This window comes from Pseudomonas sp. Pseusp21, assembly GCF_059492145.1.
Window position 1 is genome coordinate 821,757 of sequence record NZ_CP168520.1, and the last position, 23,289, is coordinate 845,045.

At 59.7% G+C, this 23,289-nt stretch carries 19 protein-coding genes; 8 read left to right on the forward strand and 11 right to left on the reverse strand.

Translation table 11 applies throughout. The features are described 5' to 3' along the window. Positions 1-13: 13 nt before the first annotated feature. The 5 genes from ACEN93_RS03600 (at position 14) to ACEN93_RS03620 (ending at position 7,509) form a co-directional block, all read left to right on the forward strand. Positions 14-1,588, forward strand: coding sequence for an ABC transporter ATP-binding protein (locus ACEN93_RS03600; protein ID WP_495611061.1), 1,575 nt, complete (start codon positions 14-16; stop codon positions 1,586-1,588). Positions 1,589-1,628: 40 nt separating this feature from the next. Further along, positions 1,629-3,044 (forward strand): sigma-54 interaction domain-containing protein, encoded by a 1,416-nt coding sequence (locus tag ACEN93_RS03605; protein ID WP_414881825.1) that lies wholly within the window; start codon positions 1,629-1,631, stop codon positions 3,042-3,044. A 273-nt stretch (positions 3,045-3,317) separates the two neighbouring features. After that, positions 3,318-4,709 (forward strand): GntP family permease, encoded by a 1,392-nt coding sequence (locus ACEN93_RS03610; RefSeq protein WP_134333549.1) that lies wholly within the window; start codon positions 3,318-3,320, stop codon positions 4,707-4,709. 7 nt (positions 4,710-4,716) lie between these two features. Continuing rightward, positions 4,717-5,490 carry a 3-hydroxybutyrate dehydrogenase gene (gene hbdH, locus ACEN93_RS03615; RefSeq protein ID WP_007952053.1) on the forward strand — a complete coding sequence of 258 codons (774 nt, stop codon included), beginning with the start codon at positions 4,717-4,719 and terminating at the stop codon, positions 5,488-5,490. A 63-nt stretch (positions 5,491-5,553) separates the two neighbouring features. After that, positions 5,554-7,509, forward strand: coding sequence for an acetoacetate--CoA ligase (locus tag ACEN93_RS03620; protein WP_495611062.1), 1,956 nt, complete (start codon positions 5,554-5,556; stop codon positions 7,507-7,509). Positions 7,510-7,547: 38 nt separating this feature from the next. Here ACEN93_RS03620 and ACEN93_RS03625 read toward each other — a convergent pair whose 3' ends face one another. After that, on the reverse strand, positions 7,548-11,315 hold the full coding sequence (locus ACEN93_RS03625) for a hypothetical protein (RefSeq protein WP_495611063.1): 3,768 nt from the start codon (positions 11,313-11,315) through the stop codon (positions 7,548-7,550). Between the two features lie 133 nt (positions 11,316-11,448). Continuing rightward, positions 11,449-12,558 carry a PilT/PilU family type 4a pilus ATPase gene (locus tag ACEN93_RS03630; protein WP_039768786.1) on the reverse strand — a complete coding sequence of 370 codons (1,110 nt, stop codon included), beginning with the start codon at positions 12,556-12,558 and terminating at the stop codon, positions 11,449-11,451. Positions 12,559-12,685: 127 nt separating this feature from the next. On the opposite strand from ACEN93_RS03630, the gene ACEN93_RS03635 reads away from it, so the two are divergent. Continuing rightward, complete coding sequence (locus ACEN93_RS03635; protein WP_414881828.1) at positions 12,686-15,223, forward strand: PAS domain-containing hybrid sensor histidine kinase/response regulator; 2,538 nt, start codon at positions 12,686-12,688, stop codon at positions 15,221-15,223. 50 nt (positions 15,224-15,273) lie between these two features. After that, positions 15,274-15,549, forward strand: coding sequence for a peptidylprolyl isomerase (locus ACEN93_RS03640; RefSeq protein WP_103385163.1), 276 nt, complete (start codon positions 15,274-15,276; stop codon positions 15,547-15,549). 49 nt (positions 15,550-15,598) lie between these two features. Here ACEN93_RS03640 and ACEN93_RS03645 read toward each other — a convergent pair whose 3' ends face one another. The 9 genes from ACEN93_RS03645 to ACEN93_RS03685 all read right to left on the reverse strand — a co-directional run bounded on the left by ACEN93_RS03645 (position 15,599) and on the right by ACEN93_RS03685 (position 22,584). Beyond that, positions 15,599-16,534, reverse strand: a complete 936-nt coding sequence (locus ACEN93_RS03645; protein ID WP_495611064.1) for a sugar kinase — start codon at positions 16,532-16,534, stop codon at positions 15,599-15,601. Then, entirely contained in the window at positions 16,534-17,754 is a 1,221-nt protein-coding gene (locus ACEN93_RS03650; protein WP_495611065.1) for an amino acid deaminase, read from the reverse strand. The genes ACEN93_RS03645 and ACEN93_RS03650 overlap by 1 nt, the downstream gene beginning before the upstream one ends. Positions 17,755-17,793: 39 nt before the next feature. Further along, positions 17,794-18,558 (reverse strand): IclR family transcriptional regulator, encoded by a 765-nt coding sequence (locus ACEN93_RS03655; RefSeq protein ID WP_039768792.1) that lies wholly within the window; start codon positions 18,556-18,558, stop codon positions 17,794-17,796. 156 nt (positions 18,559-18,714) lie between these two features. Next, positions 18,715-19,104, reverse strand: a complete 390-nt coding sequence (locus ACEN93_RS03660) for a RidA family protein (protein WP_007912330.1) — start codon at positions 19,102-19,104, stop codon at positions 18,715-18,717. Positions 19,105-19,135: 31 nt separating this feature from the next. After that, positions 19,136-19,933 (reverse strand): amino acid ABC transporter ATP-binding protein, encoded by a 798-nt coding sequence (locus ACEN93_RS03665; protein ID WP_414881830.1) that lies wholly within the window; start codon positions 19,931-19,933, stop codon positions 19,136-19,138. Next, positions 19,930-20,592: an amino acid ABC transporter permease gene (locus tag ACEN93_RS03670; RefSeq protein WP_495611066.1), complete on the reverse strand. Its 663-nt coding sequence runs from the start codon at positions 20,590-20,592 to the stop codon at positions 19,930-19,932. Before ACEN93_RS03670 ends, ACEN93_RS03665 begins: the two co-directional genes overlap by 4 nt. Positions 20,593-20,601: 9 nt before the next feature. After that, positions 20,602-21,264, reverse strand: a complete 663-nt coding sequence (locus ACEN93_RS03675) for an amino acid ABC transporter permease (protein WP_490841517.1) — start codon at positions 21,262-21,264, stop codon at positions 20,602-20,604. Positions 21,265-21,315: 51 nt separating this feature from the next. Then, entirely contained in the window at positions 21,316-22,164 is an 849-nt protein-coding gene (locus tag ACEN93_RS03680; RefSeq protein ID WP_039768800.1) for a transporter substrate-binding protein, read from the reverse strand. Positions 22,165-22,437: 273 nt separating this feature from the next. Continuing rightward, entirely contained in the window at positions 22,438-22,584 is a 147-nt protein-coding gene (locus ACEN93_RS03685; RefSeq protein ID WP_172829487.1) for a hypothetical protein, read from the reverse strand. Positions 22,585-22,786: 202 nt separating this feature from the next. Between ACEN93_RS03685 and ACEN93_RS03690 the strand changes: the two genes are divergently transcribed. Next, complete coding sequence (locus tag ACEN93_RS03690; RefSeq protein ID WP_074690362.1) at positions 22,787-23,218, forward strand: thioredoxin family protein; 432 nt, start codon at positions 22,787-22,789, stop codon at positions 23,216-23,218. Positions 23,219-23,289 lie beyond the last annotated feature (71 nt).

Here is a 23,289-nt window from a genome sequence, read left to right on the forward strand (position 1 = left end):
ACGGACCCTTGATATGACTGACAACCTGATCGAAATCCGTGATCTCAGCGTCGCCTTCCATGGCCAGACCGTGGTGCGCAACCTGTGCCTGGACATCCGCCCCGGCGAGTGCCTGGCACTGGTCGGTGAGTCGGGCTCGGGCAAGTCGGTGACGGCCCACTCGATCCTGCAACTGCTCCCCGAATCCGATGCCCGGACCACCGGCAGCATCCGCTATCGTGGGCAGGAACTGGTCGGCGCCGATCCCAAGACCCTGCGCGACCTGCGGGGCAACCGCATCGCCATGATCTTCCAGGAGCCGATGACTTCGCTCAATCCGCTGCACACGATTGAAAAGCAGATCGGCGAAACCTTGTTGCTGCACCGTGGCCTCGGCGGCAAGGAGGCTCAGGCGCGGATCCTCGAACTGCTCGAACTGGTGGGCATTCAGAAACCGAAAGATCGGCTGAAGGCTTATCCGCATCAGCTGTCCGGTGGTCAACGCCAGCGGGTGATGATCGCGATGGCCCTGGCCTGCGAGCCCGAACTGCTGATCGCCGACGAGCCAACCACAGCCCTCGATGTGACCGTGCAGCGCAAGATCCTGTTGCTGCTCAAGTCCCTGCAACGGCGCCTTGGCATGTCGCTGCTGCTGATCAGCCACGACCTCAATCTGGTGCGCAGCATCGCCCAACGGGTGTGCGTGATGAAGGCCGGGGAAATCGTCGAGCAGGCGCCGTGCGAAACCCTGTTCACCGAACCGAAACACCCTTACAGCTGTGTGTTGCTCAACGCCGAACCGGAAGGCGAAGCGCTCCCGCGGGACGAACGCGAAAACGTGCTCGAAGTCGATAACCTGAGGGTGGATTTCACAGTCGGCGGCGGGTTGTTCCAGCGCAAGCAATACCTGCGCGCGGTGGACGGCATCAGCCTGAACATCCAGCGTGGCAAGACGCTGGGCATCGTCGGCGAGTCCGGTTCGGGCAAGTCGACCCTCGGTCAGGCGATCCTGCGGCTGCTCGACTCCAAGGGCAGCATTCGCTTCCAGGGCACGGCACTCGACGGCCTCGACCAGAAACAGATGCGGCCGTGGCGCCGGCAGATGCAGGTGGTGTTTCAGGATCCGTTCGGCAGCCTCAGCCCGCGCATGTCGGTGGCGCAGATCATCAGCGAAGGGCTGGAGGTGCATTGCCAGTCCACTGCCGACGAGTGCGACGACCAGGTGATCCGCGTGCTCAAGGAAGTCGGGCTCGACCCTGAAAGCCGCCATCGCTATCCCCATGAGTTCTCCGGTGGCCAGCGTCAGCGCATTGCCATCGCCCGGGCGCTGGTGCTCAAACCGGCGCTGATCCTGCTCGACGAGCCGACTTCGGCGCTGGATCGCACCGTGCAGAAACAGGTGGTCGCCCTGCTCCGTCAGCTTCAGGAAAAACACGGACTGACGTATCTGTTCATCAGTCACGATCTGGCCGTGGTGCGGGCGCTGGCCCACGACATGATCGTGATCAAGGACGGCAAAGTGGTCGAAAGCGGCGCCAGCCATGATGTGTTCGATTCGCCGCAGCATCCCTATACCAAAGAGCTGTTGGCGGCGGCGCATCCTGGATAGGCATAATCGCGCCACCTGACTTCCGCCAATGGACGCCGCCATGAACACCACCGAAAGCCTCAAGGATTACCAACGGGTCCGCACGCTGGCGATCCGTTCGTTGTTCGAGATCATCGAGCAATCCAGTGAAGGCACGGTGATTGTCGATCGCGATGCGAACATCGTCTGGATGAACGAGCGCTACGCCCGGCGCTTCGGGCTCGACTCCGCCGCCGGCGCCATCGGCAAGCCTTGCGAAAGCGTGATCCCCGGCAGCCTGCTGCGCGAAGTGGTACGCACCGGGCGGCCGATTCTGCTGGACATGCAGGACACTCCGAAAGAACCGCTGGTGGTCATGCGCCTGCCGATCCATGACGACGCCGGCGCGGTGATCGGCGCCATCGGTTTTGCCCTGTTCGACGAACTGCGCACGCTGTCGCCGATGCTCAAGCGCTACCTGAGCATGCAGGAAGAACTGGCCTCCACCCGTTCGCTGCTGCGTGCCCGGCAGACCAAATACAACTTCGCCCACTTTATCGGCACCAGCGCTGCCAGTCTGGAAGTCAAACGCCGTGCCCGTCGCAGCGCCAGTGCCGAGTCACCGGTTCTGTTACTGGGCGAGACCGGCAGCGGCAAGGAGTTACTGGCGCAGGCCATCCACGGCGCTTCGCCTCGGGCGCACAAGGCGTTTGTCAGCATCAACAGCGCGGCGATTCCCGAGGCACTGCTTGAAGCCGAGTTCTTCGGCACCGCCCCCGGTGCCTTCACCGGCGCCGACCGCAAGGGCCGCACCGGCAAGCTGCAGATCGCTCAGGGCGGGACACTGTTTCTCGACGAAATCGGCGACATGCCGCTGCCCTTGCAAAGCAAATTGCTGCGGGTGTTGCAGGAAAAGGAGTTCGAACCCGTCGGCTCCAACGAAGTGATCCAGAGCGATGTGCGGGTAATTGCCGCGACCTCGACGGATCTGGAAGCGGCAATCAAGCGCGGCGAGTTCCGCGCCGACTTGTATTACCGCCTCAACGTATTGCCGATTCAGGTACCGCCGCTGCGAGAACGGCTGGACGATCTACCGGCGCTCAGTGAGGCGATTCTTGAGGAGTTGCGCAGTCAGCACGAGTTGAACCGTGAAGCGCTGGAGCTGTTGGGTCAGCATGCCTGGCCGGGGAATATCCGCGAGCTGCGCAACGTGCTGGAGCGGGCGGCGCTGCTCAGTGATGACTTGATGCTGACGGCGGATGACATTCGGGCGGCGATTGGCACGTTTACTCCGGTTGAGCGAACGCTGACGCCTCTGTCAGAGCCGGCAACCAACGAGACTTTCAGTCAGGCCCGCGAGCGGTTTGACCGACAGTTGATTCAATCGACCCTCGCGCAATGCGGGGGCAAGGTGATTGAAGCGGCTGAGCGGCTGGGGCTTGGGCGGTCGACGCTTTACAAGAAAATGATTGCGCTGGGGATCGCAGAGTCTCACTAAGGAGACACAATTCTCCAAATCAAGACAACATCCAAAGCATCGCGGACAAGCCCGCTCCCACAGGGGAATGCGTTCAACTGTGGGAGCGGGCTTGCCCGCGAAAGCGTCCTCTCAGTCATAGAAGTCTCCAAACCGAGACAAAACCCCGAAGACCGCCGCCAAAAATCAAACTAACTCCTTTTATTTCAACAACTTAACCATCTGGCACAAATCTCGCTATAGCACTCCCCACACCCGTTCCACCCACAAAAATAACAATCGAAGGAGCACACCATGAGTGTGATCATCGCCTTGGCGGCCCTCGCGCTGCTGATGCTCGCGGCCTACCGTGGCTACAGCGTTATCCTTTTTGCCCCGATTGCCGCCCTCGGCGCCGTCCTGCTCACCGACCCGTCTGCCGTCGCCCCTGCTTTCACCGGGGTGTTCATGGAGAAGATGGTCGGTTTCATCAAACTCTACTTTCCCGTATTCCTGCTCGGCGCGGTGTTCGGCAAGCTGATCGAACTGTCGGGGTTTTCCCGCTCGATTGTTGCCACAGCGATTCGTCTGCTCGGCACACGCCAGGCAATGCTGGTGATCGTGCTGGTCTGCGCCCTGCTCACCTACGGCGGCGTTTCGCTGTTCGTCGTGGTGTTCGCGGTCTACCCGTTCGCAGCGGAAATGTTCCGCCAGAGCAACATCCCCAAGCGCCTGATCCCGGCAACCATCGCCCTCGGCGCGTTCTCCTTCACCATGGACGCCCTGCCCGGTACGCCGCAGATCCAGAACATCATTCCCAGCACCTTCTTCAACACCACCGCGTGGGCGGCGCCGTGGCTGGGTGTGATCGGCACGATTTTCGTGTTCTGCGCCGGCATGCTGTTCCTGCAGCGCCAACGCAACAAGGCGCAGCGTGCCGGTGAGGGCTACGGCACCGAACTGCGCAACGAACCGGAAACCGCCGAAGACCTGAAACTACCTAACCCGTGGATTGCCCTGTCGCCGCTGCTGGCGGTGGGGATCATGAACCTGCTGTTCACCCAATGGATTCCGCAGTGGTACGGCAAGACCCACAGCCTCGCGCTGCCTGGCATGACCGCGCCGGTCACCACCGAGATCGCCAAACTCACGGCGATCTGGGCGGTGCAGGCAGCCCTGTTGGTCGGCATCCTGATGGTGCTGGCGTTCGGCTTTCAGGCGATTCGCAGCAAACTCGCCGAAGGCAGCAAAAGTGCAGTCAGCGGTGCGTTGCTGGCGGCGATGAACACCGCGTCGGAATACGGTTTCGGTGCGGTCATCGCCTCGTTGCCGGGTTTCCTGGTGCTGGCCGACTGGCTCAAGAGCATTCCCAATCCGCTGGTCAACGAAGCGATTACCGTGACCCTGCTGGCCGGCATCACCGGTTCTGCTTCGGGCGGCATGAGCATCGCGCTGGCAGCGATGTCCGAACAATTCATCAGCGCCGCCCACGCCGCCAACATTCCACTGGAAGTGCTGCACCGGGTGGCCGCGATGGCCAGCGGCGGCATGGACACCCTGCCGCACAACGGCGCGGTGATCACCCTGCTCGCCGTCACCGGCCTGACTCACCGTGAGGCCTACAAGGACATTTTCTGTATTACGCTGATCAAGACCCTGGCGGTTTTCGTGGTGATCGGCACTTTCTACGCCACTGGCATTGTGTGAGGTATTGATGACGACTCTTTCTGGCAAGACCGCACTGGTTACCGGTTCCACCAGCGGCATCGGACTGGGCATCGCCCTGACGCTGGCCAAGGCTGGCGCCAACCTGATCCTCAACGGCTTTGGCGACGCGTCGAAGGTGATCGCCGAAGTCGAACAGTTCGGCGGCAAGGTCGGCCATCACCCGGCAGACGTCAGCGACCCTGCGCAGATCGCCGACATGATCGCCTACGCCGAGCGCGAGTTCGGCGGCGTGGACATTCTGGTCAATAACGCCGGTATCCAGCACGTCGCGGCGGTGGAAGAGTTTCCGGTGGAGCGCTGGGATTCGATCATCGCCATCAACCTGTCGTCGGTGTTTCACAGCACCCGCCTCAGTCTGCCGGGCATGCGCGCCAAGGGTTGGGGACGGATCGTCAACATCGCCTCGGTGCACGGTCTGGTCGGGTCCACCGGCAAGGCCGCGTATGTAGCGGCCAAGCATGGCGTGATCGGCCTGACCAAGGTGGTCGGTCTGGAAACCGCCGCCAGCAATGTCACCTGCAACGCCATCTGCCCTGGTTGGGTGCTGACGCCACTGGTGCAAAAGCAGATCGACGATCGCGCGGCCAAAGGTGTCGACCCGCAGCAGGCGCAGCACGATCTGCTGGCCGAGAAACAGCCGTCGCTGGAGTTCGTCACTCCGGCGCACTTGGGTGAGCTGGTGCTGTTTCTGTGCAGCGAGGCCGGCAGCCAGGTGCGTGGCGCGGCGTGGAATATCGATGGCGGATGGCTGGCGCAGTAAGCTTGCAACTGATCGCTCCCACATTGCAGTGGGAGCTTTCTAACCAACAATAAGAGGCAAACCATGTCCGACATTCTCTGGCAGCCCGATGCCAAACGCATTGCCCGGTCCCGCATGGACGGCTTTCGGCGCTTCATCAATCAGCGCCACCACCTGAAGCTCGACGACTACCCGGCCCTGCACCAATGGTCCGTCGACCAGCGCGAAGCGTTCTGGCAGGCGATCGTGGATTTCTTCGACATCAGTTTTCACACCCAGCCCGACGCTGTTCTGCGTGGAGGCATGAAAATGCCGGGGGCCGAATGGTTTCCCGGCGCCACGTTGAATTTCGCCGAGCATCTGCTGAGTAGACGCGACGATGCCATCGCCGTGATCGCTATCGGGGAAAATGGCCAGCGAGAACTGCTGACCTGGGGCGAACTGGCCCAGCAAGTCGCCGGGTTCCAGGCCAGCCTGCAAGCCTCTGGCGTTGTCGTTGGCGACCGGGTTGCCGCGTGCATGCCCAACACCTGGCAAACCCTGGTGGCGATGCTCGCGACCACCAGTCTCGGCGCAATCTGGTCGTGCTCATCACCGGACTTCGGCACCCACGGCGTGATCGACCGCTTCGGCCAGATCGAACCGAAAGTACTGATCACCTGCGCCGGTTACCGTTACGCCGGCAAAGAGATCGACCAGACCGTCAAGATCAACGAAATCCTCGAACAGCTGCCGTCCTTGCAACAGCTGATCATCGTCCCTTACGCGCGCCCCCACGCCCATGTCACGGATTACCGGACGCCCGCCAACGTCACGCTGTGGAACGACTTCTATGAACCGGCCGATGAGCCGTACTTTGTCCCGGTGCCGTTCGATCATCCGCTGTACGTGCTGTATTCCAGCGGCACCACCGGCGTGCCGAAATGCATTGTTCACAGCACCGGTGGCGTGTTGCTGCAACACGCCAAGGAACACGGGCTGCATGTCGACCTGGGCCCCGGCGACCGGTTGTTCTACTACACCACCTGCGGCTGGATGATGTGGAACTGGCTGGTCTCGGCACTGGCGGTCGGCAGCGCGGTGGTGCTGTATGACGGTTCACCGTTTTATCCGGACAACGAGCGCTTGCTGGAGTTGCTGGACGACGAGCAGGTCAGCGTGTTCGGCACCAGCCCGAAATTCCTCGCGACTCTGGAAAGCAGCGGCATCAAGCCGCGCGAAAGCTACGACCTGAGCCACCTGAGAACCCTGCTTTGCACCGGCTCCGCGCTGTCGCCGCAGAGTTATGACTTCGTTTATCGCGACTTCAAACCGGACGTGTGCCTGTCATCGATGTCCGGCGGTACGGACATTGTGTCCTGCTTCGTCAACGGCAACCCGATGTCAGTGGTTCGCCGGGGCGAAATCATGGGCAAGAGCCTGGCGATGGCAGTGGAAGTGTGGAATGACGCGGGGCAACCGGTGATTGGCGAAAAGGGTGAGCTGGTGTGCACGCGACCATTCCCGGCGATGCCCATCGGACTCTGGAACGACCCCGATGGCGAGAAGCTGCGCAAATCCTATTTCAGTCAGTTCCCCGGCGTCTGGGCCCAGGGTGACTACGCCGAACAACTGCCTCACGGCGGGATGCTGATTCACGGCCGCTCCGACGCGGTGCTCAACCCCGGCGGCGTACGCATCGGCACGGCGGAAATCTACCGTCAGGTGGAAAAAGTCCCGGAGGTGCTGGACAGCGTCGCCATCGGTCAGCAGTGGCAGGATGATGTGCGCGTGGTGCTGTTCGTGCGCCTCAAGGAAGGCGTAGCGCTGGATGAAGCGCTGCAACAGCAGATCCGCCAGGTGATCCGTGCCAACACCACACCACGCCATGTGCCGGCGAAGATCGTCGCGGTCACCGACATTCCGCGCACCATCAGCGGGAAAGTGGTTGAGCTGGCGGTTCGCAATGTCGTGCACGGTAAGCCCGTGAAAAACACCGATGCCCTGGCCAATCCCGAAGCGCTGGAGCAGTTTCGGGATCGGCCGGAGTTGACGACCTGACCGGGCGGCGGTTTTGAATCAACCGACAGCCAGCATGCTTACACTGGCTTGTTCAACGTGATGATCACCGGTTCGACAATTGGCTTGCCGCCACTGGTGTCGACCGCGCCGCCAATAATCGCCATATTGTCGTCAAACGTGATCTTGTTGGTGCAAACCTGACTCAGCAGCGACGTCGCCACAGCCAGAGAGTCGGCGTTTGCAAATGCCTTGGACGGAGGATGGCATTCCGTGCCTTCCTCCGATACAGGCAGACAACCCATGGCGATATTCAGCAACGGCGTTATATCGAGTCGCTGCCCCTCGTTACTTTCGAACTCTGCATCAGTGACATAGCCGACATCATCGGTTTGAGCGCTTGCATGGAACAGTTCATGAATCAGGTCATCGGCCACCACATCATGGTTGAAGCCCAGACCTGTGAAGTGACTGTTGAGATTTTTGGTATGGATTTCAACAAATGCAATATTTGATCCGCTACTGGACCCAGAACTTTTCCAGCGTTTGTAATTGTCCACGTCCAATGCGGCGAGCGTGGCGTCTTCCTTAAACCCATCGAGCACAATGTTACTCATCGAAAAACCGGCAAAGTCGAAGCGGATCAAGCGCAGATAGTTCACCAGGCGCTCGGTGGCTACCGCTGAGGTGTCACCAAATAATGTCTTCATCACCAGGCTGCAATCTTTTTTGAAGTCATGTTGCTGGATTACATTGATGGCGTTATCTATTTTCGCTCGAGCGCGCGGCAGACTCTGCTCGACGAACTTGCGCGTGTAGCTCTCTGGCAGGGTTTTAGGGGAATAAGGCAACTGCACAGGCGCTCGATACGAAAAACCGTCCAGCGGCTTGCCCCAAAGGTCGCCGCGACGATTCAAGGCATACCATTTGCCATCTCTGCGCGCAGCCAGTACCGAAACGCTGTCGCTCGCGACACCACATGGCCGCCAGCTGCCAACTCCCACTTGCGTACCGGCGCTTTCGATCAGATCAAAGGAATGTCGGCGACCGCTGATCGTGTGAAGCTGCCTGTTCGCTCTCGTGATAATCTCATGCGTATTTTTATTGAATCGCAGCAGGCCTTTATGAACGAGCTTCCCACCGCTCTGCAGGCCCGAAGGCACACCGTCGAACGGATTGAAAAGGGAAATCGCCGAGGTAAAGGCCAACCTGGTGAAACGCGCCGCTTTTGACGTGTTGGAAATGGCCTTGGCTGAAATGCTCACCACTTTCGAAGCGGCTCCCGCCACCGTTCCCACCAGGCCAATGCCATCCATCAAACAACCGTAGATCCCGTCTACTACCTTGTCATGTTCGCCGGATGCAATGTCCTCAATACATTTTTTGAACGGCACCACCAGGTCGATGAAATAAGTGAGCAGTCGCTCACCCTCCTGTCGGGAAAGCTCAAGTGGCGTCGGTATGCGCACCAACTCTCTGAGTTCATGGGCATGCAGGAACGGACGGTGATCGACGATGAACCTGGCAATGCGCGCAACGTTCGGATCGTTGAAGCGCTGGTATAAACCCTGCCTGGGATTTGCAGAGGTATGGGGCTTGGGCAACTTACCAAAGTTATCGAGGATTGCCTGGCTGGTAGTGGTCGCAGGGTCCTGTGCCGCCGCATGGGTATAGCATTTCAAATTGAGTGGTAGTTCTTGCGGGTCAGTCAGCGTCACTTGAGTAGTCAGATCTGCCGGCCAACTCATTCGCGAACGCTGTTCGAGTTTTCGCTCGCGAATGATCCAATTACCCAGCGCGTCGTTTTTGCGGAATTCTCCACGCGAGGTGAACAGCTCATAGCAAATGAAGGCGTTGTCGTGAGAAGCGAACATCACCAAGCCAAAACGTCCGGTCGCAGCGTCTCTGGTTTGCTGGGTTTCTCTATCTTGCTCTATCTCCAAAGGGCCAGGCCCACGACGTTTAACGGTATAGATCGCTGATCCGCGCACCGTCAGAAAGTTTATCTGTGCATTCATGAATACATTCAGATCCGGTTCGGGCATCTGCGCCAACGCCAGTTTCACGGTGGACAACATGGCGCTGTTGAGTTCCGTCCGATACACCGCTAACTGACGATCCATCTCCTCGTCACAGGAAGTGAGCTTCAATAATTGTGGGTAGCGCGTGTACAGGCTGATACCCGAGGGGTTGTAATTGATGGCCGGTTTGGGGATCCCGTTTGTGACCAGACGCACAGTGCGCCTGTCCCACTTGCCAGTGACCAGATCGCCCGATTGATGCAGGTCGACCATGGACATGACTTGCTGCCCTCCCAGCTCGGAGAGGGCATTTTCGTCCAGGGTGTCACAGCCCGGTGCCGCGACTTTCAATGCCGCGCGGGCAATGGCTGCTCTGGAGGGTAATGGGGTCGAGAATGCACGGGCTATCTGGGCGAGTTGCTCCGAGTATTGTTCGAACGCATCGATCGCACGTCGAGTGGTGGCTTCCTCAGCTTGTTCAAGTTCAGTGCCTGTCACTACCTGGTTAAGCAGTGCCCAATCGACGATCGGGTCGATCACAGCCAGATCCCGTAAATGTTTTTGTGCTGCGCTGACCGGTTCGAGATCGGCGTAAGCCATGATCTGCGAATAGCTCAATACTCGCGACGCACCCGTTTTCACCGCCTCCACCAGTGCAACGGCACGACTGAGGTTGAGCCATGCAATCGATCCCAGGGTGACAGAGGACGGTGTATCACTGACCAGAAACTCCGGAGCCGTGCGCGCCAGGAGCAAGTGCGCAGCCAGGGGAGCCACCTGTCGATCTACCCATCCCTTGGCCGAAAGAAAATCGGCGAGTAGCTCACGTATTACCGATGGATGACGATCCATATCGTCCGGTGAATACAGAACAAATCCGCCAATGTTCCTGCGCTGATGGCTGTGGCCTATCGAGGGATCCAGATCAAGCAATATGGCGGTAGTCAAGAACTGCCGGAGAACGGCATCGGAAACAGGCAGTTGTTCGTTCTCGCCCACCCAGCCAAGTTCTTGCAGATACTTCCTGGCAGCAATCTGGGAGACGGGATAACTGACGTACTCGACAATGCGCTGAGTAGCGTTTTCATGGGAGACCTTGGCGCGTCCGGTGACGTTATAAAAAGCGGTCAGTAACTTGCTTTTCGTCATGACTTTGGCTTTGGCCCGGCGAATGGCCGAAAACTGTTCATCTGACAACGTTACCAGTGTCTGGCCTTCAGTTTGAAAATGTTCCCAGTAGTCTGCGGGTTCGTCTACTTGAGGATCAAACTTGAACAACGCAATGAGGTTGCTGACCTGCGCCTTGTTTTTCGGCACGTCGATTTCATGAAACTCAAACCACTGGTCAAGCGTAATAGCGAGATCGGTCCATATATAACCGCCTGCCGCCCGAGCCACATCTGAAATCAGCTTTATTTCTGAACGTACTTCCTCAGTGAATTCAAAGTGCCCTGCTGCAACCAGATCCACCCAACCTCTTTTTCCGACGTAGACTTCCATCTTGCCGTCGGCCGTAACGCGTAACAGACCGTCATGATCGCGAGCGCCCTCCCGAATAAGTGCCCCAAATACCGCACCTAACTCCTCTAGCTTGTTAAGCATGAGCATGCCGGGATTGTAAATCTGGAACAGCGACGAACCATCCTGCAATTCCACTTCATGCGCAAACCAGTCGATGATTTGATCATCGGAATACTTGTCCAGCGCAATTTCCAACTGTTCCAGGACAACGCGACGTTCATCGGCATCAGCCTTGGATGTTTTGTTCCACGCGGCAAGCGTAACGGCCGATGGCCGGAAGAACTTGTTCTTTTTAACGGTATCCAATTTACAACCTCATCAAGTTAAGAGCTTATTCGCTCAGCCGGACGAAGTTGTACTTAAACGAAAAAACAACGTCTAGTTTAAAACCATTAAATTCCGTTACCAACCCCCTTCACAAACTTGCGCACGCAAAAAACTATTCCATCAAATCCCACTTCCCGGACACTGAGCCTTGAGCATCATCCGCACCATCTGAAAGTTTAATTCGCAACTTCAAATTATTAATCGAGTCAGCGTTCTTCAAGGCTTCCCGTTCGTTGATCACGCCTTCCGACACCAACGCAAACAACGCTGCGTCAAATGTTTGCATGCCAAGTTCCGTGGACTTTTCCATGATGGGTTTGAGTTTGTCCAACTCGCCGCCCTGTATCAGATCGGCGACGGTAGACGTGCCGAGCAGCACTTCGACCGCTGCTCTTCGCTGCCCCGCCACTGTACGCACCAACCGTTGCGAGATGCAGGCTTTCAAATTATTGCCCAGCGCCTGCAACAGCTGCGGCTTACGCTCTTCGGCAAACATATTGATGATCCGGTCCAGCGCCTGATTGGCGTTGTTGGCGTGCAATGTGGACAGCACCAGATGACCCGTTTCCGCGAACGCCAGTGCATGCTCCATGGTGTCGCGGTCGCGGATCTCGCCGATCAGCACCACATCCGGCGCCTGGCGCAGGGTGTTCTTGAGCGCAGCATGAAAGCTGCGGGTGTCGACACCGACCTCACGCTGGTTGATGATCGAACGTTGATGTCGATGGATATATTCAATCGGATCTTCGATAGTGACGATATGCCCGCTGCTATGACGATTGCGATGGTCGATCAGGGCTGCCAGCGAGGTGGATTTGCCGGAGTCAGTAGCGCCGACGAACAGGATCAGCCCCTGCTTGAGCATCACCGTGTCCAGTAACACCGGTGGCAGGTTGAGGTCTTCGAATCGCGGTATATCGAGCTTGACGTTGCGGATCACGATCGACACGTCGTTGCGCTGCTTGAAGATATTGACCCGGAACCGGCCGATGCCAGTGCGGGAAATCGCCAGGTTCATTTCCAAGTCCCGGTCGAACTCCCGGCGCTGCTCGGCGTCCATCAGGGAGGCAGCGACAGTCGCTACCTCGCCGGGTTTGAAGGGCTGATCGCTCAAGGGCGTCAGTACCCCGTCGAACCGTGCACTGGGCGGCGCGCCCGTGGACAGGAACAGATCCGAACCGTGGCGGCTCGCCAGTTGTTTGAGCAATGCGTCGATTTCCATGGCCAAAAGCACCTGCGAAGCTTTCAATGAACTTAAGACCGTGCGTCGTGACGCGACGGGCCTTACAGCGTCTACCGCACTAGGATAGTAGACGCCGCCTCACCGACCGATGCTCAGGATTGATGTGATGAACGCTGTACCGAACACCAACGACGCCCAGGCATTGATTGCCCGAACCGACTGGAGCCGCAGCCCGCTGGGCGCCTCCGGCACCTGGCCACAGAGCTTGCGCACCGCGGTGGACATCGTGATTCACTCGCCGATGCCGATGCTGCTGTTGTGGGGTCCGCAATTGACCCAGATCTACAACAACGGCTTTGCGCTGCTGGCCGGCAGCAAGCATCCGCACGCTTTCGGACAGCCGGCACATCAGATATGGCCGGAACTTCGAGACTTTACCGACCCGATTTACAGCGCAGTCCTACAAGGCCAGGTGCGAACCTACAGCGAACGTCGCTTCACCCTGCAACGGGACGGCCAGGATTCCGACTTCTGGCTGGATTTGACCTACAGCCCGATCCGCGATGAAAGCGCGCAAGTGGCTGGCATTCTGGTCACCGCCATCGAAACCAACGAACGCCGACGCATCGCCCTGGAACTGCAGCAACGTTCCGAAGACAGCCTCAAGGCCCAGCGTCAAAGCGAAGAGCGCCTGCAACTGGCGCTGGCGGCCACCGATGCGGTCGGCACCTGGGATTGGGACATCGGCGAAGACCGCTTCATCGCCGATGCGCATTTCGCCCAGTTGCACGGTGTCGATCCGGCCCTGGCCGGTCAGTTGCCGATCAGCGAGTACCTGCACGGCGTGCACCCCGAAGACCGCGCAATGATCGCCCGCAGTATCAAGCATTGCATTACCCACGGCACCGAATACGCCGAGGAATATCGCCTGCTGCAAGCCAATGGGGAACTGCGCTGGGTGTTCGCGCGAGGGCGCTGCTACAAGGATCATCATGGCCGGCCGATGCGTTTTCTCGGCGCCGCCCTGGACCTGACCGAGCGCAAGCACACCGAACAGGCACTGCGGCAAAGCCAGACCGAGCTGCAACTGATCATCAACGCCATGCCGATCCTGATCAGCTATGTCGACCACGAAGAATGCTTTCGCCTGAACAACGCCGCGTACCTTGACTGGTACGGGCTTACGCCTCAAGAGCTGTACGGTCGCACGATCCGCGAAGTGATCGGCGAAGAGGCTTATTTCCTGCGGGCACCGTACATCGCTGAAGCCCTCGCCGGTCGGCCCTGCTCGTTCAGCCTGTACACGCCACACCGCGACGGCAGCCAGCGGCATGCCTTGATGAATTACCTGCCGCGCCACGGTGCGGACGGTGCGGTGAACGGTTTCTACATCTTCGTGATCGACGAGACCGAACGCAAAAAGACCGAAGAAGCCCTGCGCAACCTCAACGAAACCCTTGAGGAACGTGTGAGCGCGCGCACCGAGCAACTGGCCCAGGCCAACCAGCGTTTGCAGAACGAGATGTTCGAACGCGAACGCGCCGAAGACGCCCTGCGTCACGCACAGAAAATGGAAGCGGTCGGCCAGCTCACCGGCGGCATCGCCCACGACTTCAACAACATGCTGACCGGCATCATCGGCAGCCTCGACCTGATGCAGCGCTACATCGCCAATGGCCGCGCCGATGAGATCGGCCGTTTCACCGACGCGGCGGTGTCCTCGGCCAACCGCGCAGCCGCGCTGACTCACCGCCTGCTGGCGTTCTCCCGACGTCAGTCGCTGGATCGCAAGACCATCGACGTCAATGAACTGATCCACTCGCTGGAAGACCTGATCCGCCGCACCAAGGGTGATCCGATCGAGCTCAAGTTGCGCCTCGCCGACAATGTCTGGTCCGTCAGTACGGATGTCAGCCAACTGGAAAACGCCCTGCTCAACCTGGTGATCAACGCCCGCGACGCCATGCCCGACGGCGGCGAGCTGTTGATCGAAACCGCCAACGTCAACCTCGACGGCAACGACATCACCACCCTCGAACCGGTCAAGGCCGGGGACTACTTGATGCTCGCGGTGAGCGACAACGGCACCGGCATGACGCCTTCGGTGCGCTCCAAGGCGTTCGATCCGTTCTTTACGACCAAACCCATCGGGCAAGGCACCGGGCTCGGGTTATCGATGATTTATGGCTTTGCCCAGCAATCGGGTGGACACGTCAGCCTCGACAGCCTGCCTGGCCAGGGTACCTGCGTGCGGCTGTACTTGCCGCGCCTCCACGCGCCGGAACCTGAGCAGCCATTGGCGGAAACGGTCAGCGAGACACCCACCCCCGCGACCGGCGAAAACGTGGTGGTGGTCGAGGACGATCCGGCGGTGCGCATGCTGGTCATGGATCTGCTCAAGGAGCTGGGTTATCGCGCCCATGAGGCCGAAGACGCCAAGAGTGCCCTGCCGCTGCTGGAGTCGGACATGCGGATTGACCTGCTGGTGACCGACGTCGGCCTGCCGGGCATGAACGGCCGGCAAATGGCTGAGATCGCCCGCCAGCATCGTCCGGGGCTCAAAGTATTGTTCATGACCGGTTACGCGCAGAAAGCCGCCGAACGCCAGGGCTTTCTGGAAGATGGCATGGACATGGTCGCCAAGCCGTTTTCCATCGAACAGCTGGCCGGCAAGATCCGCACGATGATCAGCCAAAATCCGTGACTTGAGGCATAATCCGCGCCCCGCCGTCACCCCGCTACAGGTATTGCACGATGAAAGCCCAAGCCCGCCATATTCTGGTGAAGACCGCCGAAGAGGCTGAAAAACTCAAACAACGCATCGCCAATGGTGAAGCGTTCGATGTGCTGGCGAAGAAGTTTTCTACCTGCCCGTCCGGCAAGCGCGGTGGTGATCTGGGTGAAGTGCGGCCGGGGCAGATGGTCGGTGCGATCGATGCGGTGATCTTCAAAAGGCCGCTGCGCACGGTGCACGGGCCGATCAAGAGCAAATTCGGGTATCACCTGGTGCAGGTGTTTTACCGCGATTGATCCAGTGCCCTGAAGGCGCGGCTTTCGGCAGCGCCTTCAGGAATCGGCATCAATCCCTGGGGATCAGCGCCCCAGGCACTTGAATGACCTGACTGGCCAAACGATGTCCCGCCTCCGCCGCCTGCGCAGGACTTGCGCCCGACAAGCGACTCGCCAGATACGCCGCACTGAACGAATCCCCCGCCGCCGTAGTGTCCGCCACCTTTTCGACCTTCTGCGCCGGGACTTCAAACGCTTCCCCGTCGCAACGGATCAGACAGGCTTCAGCGCCGCGCTTGAGCACCACTTCCGGCGTGCCAATCTGCGCGTACGCGTCAAACACCGCGTCACAGTCCTCGAAATGGAACAGCGCCTGCTCGTCGTCCACCGTCAGCAATGCCAGATCGACATGGGGCAACACGCTGCGATACGCCGTCCGCGCCTCCTCCACCGATGCCCACAAACGCGGCCGATAGTTGTTGTCGAAGACGATTCGCGCATCACGCTGACGGGCTTCGATCAAGGTTTGAATCAGCTTTTCCCGACCCTGTGCGCCGAGTACCGCCAGCGTGATACCGCTGAAATACAACACGTCATAATCCGGCAGCGCCGCCAGAATCGGCGCAGCCGCCGGCGTGGTGAAGCAGTCGCGAACGGCGGCTTCGTTGCGCCAGTAAAGGAAGCGGCGCTCCCCGGCAGCGTCGGTCTGGATGCAATACAGGCCCGGCAGGCGACCGGGCAAACGCTGAACCAGATCCAAGCCAATGTTTTCATCGGCCCAACTGCGGCACATCGCATCACTGAAGCTGTCGTCACCCAGCGCCGTGACGTAATCGACCTGCGCCTTGTCGCCCATGGCGCGGGACAGATACACCGCCGTGTTCAGCGTGTCCCCGCCAAAGCTCTGTTGCAGGCTGCCATCGGCACGTTGCTGGAGTTCGATCATGCATTCGCCGATCAGGGCGATGCGCGGGGTGTTCGGACCCAACGGACTGAGCGTGTTCATCAGAAACAGGTTTCCATGGTTTCGATCACCGACAGCTGCTCGTCCACCAGCAGCCCTACGCGCCACTTGTCGAAGGTCAGGCACGGGTGCGAAGTGCCAAAGGAAATGATGTCGCCGACGCGCAATTCCACGCCGGGCGCCACGGTCATGAACGCGTGCTGGTCCATCACTGCCGTCACCTTGCAGGCGCCGACATCGTCGCCCACCGCTGGCAGCACACCGGCCTTGTAACGCAGCAAGGGCACCGGCATCCCGGCATCGAACGCCACGTCACGCTTGCCCAGGGCAATCACGGCAAAGCCAGGCTCGGGCATCGACTGCACGTGGGCCCAGACTTCCAGCGCCGGACGCAGCCCTTCGTGCAGGTCACTGCGACGATCCAGCACGCAGCACTGCGCCTCTTTATAAATGCCATGGTCGTGGGCCACGTAACTGCCGGGACGCAACACGCTGAGGAAACGCCCGCCAGCGTTCTGCGCCTCGAACGATTCGGCGATCAGGTCGTACCAGGCCGAACCCGACGCGGTGATGATCGGCTTGGCGATGGCGAATGCACCGCTGTCCTGCAACTGCACCGCCAGGCGCACCAGCGAAGCCGCGAATTCACGGATGCCGCTGACGGCGTGATCGCCATGGATCACGCCTTCGTAACCTTCGATGCCGGTCAGGGCCAGCGCCGGTTGTGCAGCAATGGCCTTGGCCAGTTCGATGACTTCCTGCTCGCCGCGGCAACCGCAACGGCCACCGACCACGCCGTACTCGATCATCACGTTCAGCCGCACGCCACGCGACGCGAAGTAAGCGCCCAGATCGGCGACGTTGTCCCGGTGGTCGACCATGCAATAGAAATCGAAGCCCGAATCGGCCGCCAACAGATCGGCAATCAACGCCATGTTCGGCGTACCGACCAATTGGTTGGCCATCAGCACCCGGCGCACGCCGTGGGCGTATGCGGCGCGGGTCTGGGTGGCGCTGGCCAGGGTGATGCCCCACGCGCCGGCGTCGAGCTGACGACGAAACAACGCCGGGGTCATGCTGGTCTTGCCGTGGGGCGCGAGTTCGGCGCCGCTGTCGCTGACGAATTTCTGCATCCAGCGGATGTTGTGCTCCAGCGCTTCGCGGTGCAGCACCAGCGCCGGCAGGCTGATGTCACGCACCAGTTGCGCGCCGAGGGCGGCGTCGCCCTTTTCCACGGCAGCAGTGTTGTTGGCAGTCGTCATGGTCGAACTCCTCACAGTCGCGCCCGCAGGCAGGCGCGGTTATTCGTTGATTCGCCGGGCGAGGCTGTTGGCGCTCTCGATCAAGACCCGGCGATAGTCGTTGTAATTGTTCTTGGCATCGGCGCGCGGCGCGACGATGCACAGGGTGCAGATGGCCACGCCATTCGGGTCTTTGACCGGGGCGGCGAAGCAGTGGGTGAAGGTGTCGGCGACACTGTCGAAGGAGAAGAAACCGTCGATGCCGGCCTGACGGATTTCCGCCAGAAACGTCTCCATCGGCAGGCGTTCGCCATCCGGCAGGATGAAGTCGTCGGGGTCGATCAAGTCGCTGATCTGCTGGTCACTCAAGTGCGCCAGCAGCAGGCGTCCCGAGGCGGTCCACGGGATCGGCGCGTTTTCGCCGATATCGGAAGAAATGCGGAAATGCCGCTCGCCCTCCTTCATCAGTGCCACCGTGTATTTGCGCCCGTTAAGCAGGCACATCTGCGCGGTTTCCCGGGTCTGGCTGACGATCTCCTGCAGCGCGTGATCGGCCTCGCGACTGAGGTCGAAGTGACGCAAATGCGCCTGGCCGAGGAAGTACAGCTGACGACCGAGATAGACGTGACCATCCTTGCCCACCGGCTCCAGGATCCGCCGCTCGAGCAATGACGCCACCAGTTCGTAGACCGTGGATTTCGGGCTGCCGATGCCGTTGGCGATGTCGTTCGGGCGCAGTGGCTGGCCGATTTCCTTGAGGAAATCGAGGATATCGAACGCCCGGTCCAGACCGCGTGCCCGGCGCTTGATGGTGTCTTCGGTCATTTCTGTGGTTCCCATTCAAAGTGCCGGGAGTTTATCGCGAAAGATCGTTCCCATGCTCCGCGTGGGAATGCAGCCAGGGACGCTCTGCGTCCTTTGGAACGCGGAGCGTTCCTTGAGGCATTCCCACGCAGAGCGTGGGAACGATCCGCGTGCTGATCAGGCCTTTTTCTTGTACGCAATGCAGTCGATCTCGACCTTGCAGTCGACCATCATGCTCGCCTGCACACAGGCCCGGGCCGGTGCGTGTTCGGGCTTGAAGTACTCGCCGAAGACCTTGTTGAAACTGCTGAAATCCCGCGGATCGTCCAGCCACACGCCGGCACGTACCACGTCTTCCAGGCCATAACCGGCTTCTTCGAGAATCGCGATCAGGTTTTTCATGGTCTGGTGCGTCTGCTCGACGATGCCGCCCACAATGATCTCGCCATCCACCGCCGGCACCTGCCCGGAAACATGCAGCCAGCCATCGGCTTCAACGGCGCGGGCGAATGGACGCGGCTGGCCGCCAGCGGCGGTGCTGCCGGTGCCGTAACGAGTAATGCTCATGGGTGTTTCTCCTGATTGAAAAAGTGAAAAGTCAGAACCGCGTGCTTTTGAGAAATTCCGCCAGCCGCGGCGATTGAGGACGCTCGAACAGTTCCTTGGGAGGCCCCTGCTCTTCGATGCGCCCCTGATTCATGAAAACGATCTTGTCCGATACCTCGAAGGCAAAACGCATTTCGTGGGTCACCAGCAACATGGTCATACCGTCCTCGGCCAGGCCTTTGATCACGTTCAGCACTTCGCCGACCAGCTCCGGATCGAGGGCCGAGGTGACTTCGTCGAACAGCATCAGGCTCGGGTTCATCGCAATCGCCCGGGCAATCGCCACGCGCTGCTGCTGACCGCCGGACAACTGGCCGGGAAAATGATTGCGCCGTTCCAGCAGACCGACCCGCTCCAGCCATTTTTCGGCCAGGGCCACGGCTTCGTCCTTGTGCATCTTTTTTACTTTCAGCAGGCCGAGCGTGACGTTCTGCAACGCGGTGAGATGCGGGAACAGATTGAATTGCTGGAACGCCATGCCGGTCATCGCCCGATGACGGGCAATGACTTTTTCCGGGTGGCGCACGCGTTTGCCGTTGAGTTCGTCATAGCCGATGGATTCGCCGTCGAGCAGGATCTGCCCGCGCTGGAATTCCTCCAGCATGTTCACGCAGCGCAACAGCGTGGTCTTGCCCGAGCCACTGGAGCCGATCAGCGTCACCACGTTGCCGCGCTGCATGCTCAGGTCGACGCCCTTGAGCACTTCGACCGCGCCGTACTGTTTGTGCAGGCCACGGATGTCCAGCAGGGGCTGAGCGTTCTGGAGGTTGGAAACTTGAGCTTGAGTCATGGCAGGGCCACCCGCTTTTCAATGTGCCGGCCGAGTAATTCGATGCCGTAGTTGATGACGAAGAACAGAAAACCGGCGAACAGATAAAACTCCAGGGTCATGAACGTCCGGGCAATGATCTGCTGGGTGCTGAGCAACAGCTCGGCCACGCCGATCACCGACAGCAAGGTCGAAGCCTTGACGATTTCCGTGGACGAGTTGACCCAGGTCGGCAGGATCTGCCGCAGCGCCTGAGGCAACAGCACGTAGCCGAGGGACTGATAGAACGTCAGGCCGATGGCCTTGCCGGCTTCCATCTGTCCGCGTGGCAACGCCTGCAACGCACCGCGCACGATCTCGGCTACGTGGGAGCCGCAAAACAGCGTCAGCCCGAGGGCGCCGGCCTGAAAGGCACTGATCTGCCAACCGAGCGCCGGTGCCATGTAGAAGCAGGCCAACACCAGCACGAACACCGGCGTGCCGCGAATCAGATCGACATAAAAGCGGAACGGCGCGCGCATCCAGAACTTGCCGTAAGTCAGCACCAGCCCGGCAAACACACCGATGACCGTGCCGAACAGAATCGCCAGCGCCGACACCTGCACGCTGGTCAGAAAGCCTTGCCACAAGGCTTCGCGGGCAATCCACAACTCATGCAACCAACTGGGGGATTGGGACATCGCAGCCTCCTATCGGCGGATCGCCAGACGCTGCTCGAGGTAACGCAGCAGCATGGCAATGAGGTAACAGGCCGCGACATACAACACCGTGGTTACCAGCCAGGTTTCGATCACCCGGTAGCTCTCGACGTTGATCTTGCGCGCGTAATAGGTCAGCTCCGGCACCGCGATCGCGGCGGCCAGCGAGGTGTCCTTGAACAGCGAAATGAAGTTGTTCGACAGCGCCGGCAGCACGTTGCGCAACATCACCGGCACGGTGACGTAGGCTTTCACCTGCCACTCGCCCAGACCGATGGCCAGCCCGGCTTCGCGCTGGCCTTTGGGGATGCTCAACAAACCGCCGCGGAACACTTCGGTCAGGTACGCCCCGGCATACAGCGACAGCGTGATGATGAACGACGGGATCTTGTCCAGCCGGATCCCCAGGCTCGGCAACGCAAAGTAGATCAACAGAATCAACACCAGAATCGGCGTGTTACGGATCACCGTCACATACACCGATGCCAGCACCCGCAAGGCGCGATGCCTGGACAGCAAGGCAAACGCCATCAGCAGGCCGATCACGCAGCCGATGGCGATCGACACCAGCGCCAGTTCGAGGCCCAGACCGAGCCCCTCCAGCAAGGTGTCGAAATCGCGCCACACGGCAGCAAAGTTCAACTGATAGTTCATGGTCGGCAGTACCTTGAGCGGGGCGCGTCAGAGCGCCCCACTCTCACGGGATCATTTGAATTCGACAGGGAAACCGATGGCGGGCGATGGCAGATCGACGCCGAACCATTGCTTGAACGAGGCGGCATAAGTCGGGAACTCGACGCCGGTCATGGCTTCATGCAGCGCGGTGTTGACGAAGTTCAGCCAGTCCTGATCGCCACGTTTGACGGCGCAGGCGTAGGTCTGCGGGCTCCAGGCGTACGTCGGGCTGCGGTAGCGGCCAGGGTTCTGCACCATCAGGTATTTGACCGAAGACTGGTCGGTGGCAGCGGCATCGGCGCGACCGGAGTTCACGGCCTGGTACATCAGATCGACGCTGTCGTACTGATCGACCTTGGCCTTGGGCAGCGCCTGATGCACCAATTCCTCGGCATACACGTTCTGCAATACGGCTACGGTCACGCCATCGCCCCCGGCCTGCAGGTCTTCGATTTCCTTGTACTTGCTGTTGTTCGGCAGCAGCAGGCCGACGCCTTCGCGGTAGTACGGCAGAGTGAATGCCACTTGCTGCGCACGGCTGGCGGTGACAGTGATGAACTGACAGCTCATGTCGACCTTGTCGGTCAGCAGGTTGGGAATCCGCGCATCGGACGACTGCACCACGAACTCGACCTTGCTCGGGTCATTGAACAGCCCTTTTGCCACCATCCGGGCGATGTCGATATCAAAGCCCTGCAACTTGCCGTCCGCGCCCTGGAAGTGCCACGGCGCGTTGGTACTGCCGGTGCCCACAATCAGTTTTCCACGGGCCAGGACGCTGTCGAGCTTGCTGTCGGCCGCTTCGGCCATACCCATGACAGCGGAAGAAGCCGCGAGAACAAAAACACACGCTTTGAACAAGGAAGGTCGGCGATGCATGGCAAGCACTCCAGAGGATTGTTTATTCCGCTATACCGGAACACGGTTTGTTACTACGGAATAGACAGCAGAAAGTGTGCCACAGGATTCGCGGGGAATCTGCACCCGTTTGAAAATTCACAGGAATCAAAGAGATACGTAAAACGGAAAAATAGAGAAACAGCGAGAGCGCGGAGCGTGCGCTACCGTTGGCTACAACAATGCGGGTAACAGGTTCCCAGTCGGTGCACGGGTGATCGATTCAGGGGCAGCGTTTATCTCCGAGAACCTAGCTCAAAGGTCGTCTATCGAAACTTTTATGGTCGGATCATTTTCCCGCTCCTTGCAGAGAGCTATCAGCTCCAGATCCTCAAGGCGATTCATAAGTGCCTCATCGATTCGTACTACGGAAACTGCTTTCAAACCTGCATCGCTGCCCATCAGGAGCTCCTATGATAAATGCCTGAAAACGATACCAGCTGCCTTGCCTCCGCGGATCTGAGTCTTCTGAGGGAATGCTCTTGCATCAAAGTAGGACGAAATCATCCTTTGCAGGACCTACCTGTAATTTCTGACAGTAGACCGCCGTTTTGCCCTGCTTTAACGTCAAAGGCCTTCCATATTCATTGTTCAGGAGGCTCCGATGACGACACCGACTCGATATTCAGCGTTGCCCCCGACGTACCGGAAAGTCTTGAAAGCCAGGCGCCTTGTTGTCCTGTATTTCTTCAACGAGCACTGCGGTGCCTGCGTGTCTTCCGGCCCCGTTTTTCTCGAGATCGCCAAGCCCTTTCGGCCCTGGATGGATATCTTCATGCTCGATACCGCACAGTCGTGTCGGCATCCGGATGTCAAGGGCACACCGACGGTGCTGTTCTACAAGGAAGGGGTTCTGGTCAAAATACTGAAAGGCATCGGTACAGAGGAATCCCTGCGTCACAACTTCACCCAACACCTCGGCAAAACCAGGCACTGCGCTGCACCACGCAAACCGAGCCATGACCTGAACTGGCTGCATCACACCCTCCGCACCCTCTGCACCGTCCACCGCGCAAAACGGTGGAACCTTTCCTGAAAGTGCCATCCAAGCGCCATCAGGCAGTTGCACCTTCGCTGCTATTGATCTGTAACAACTAGCCTCGAGAC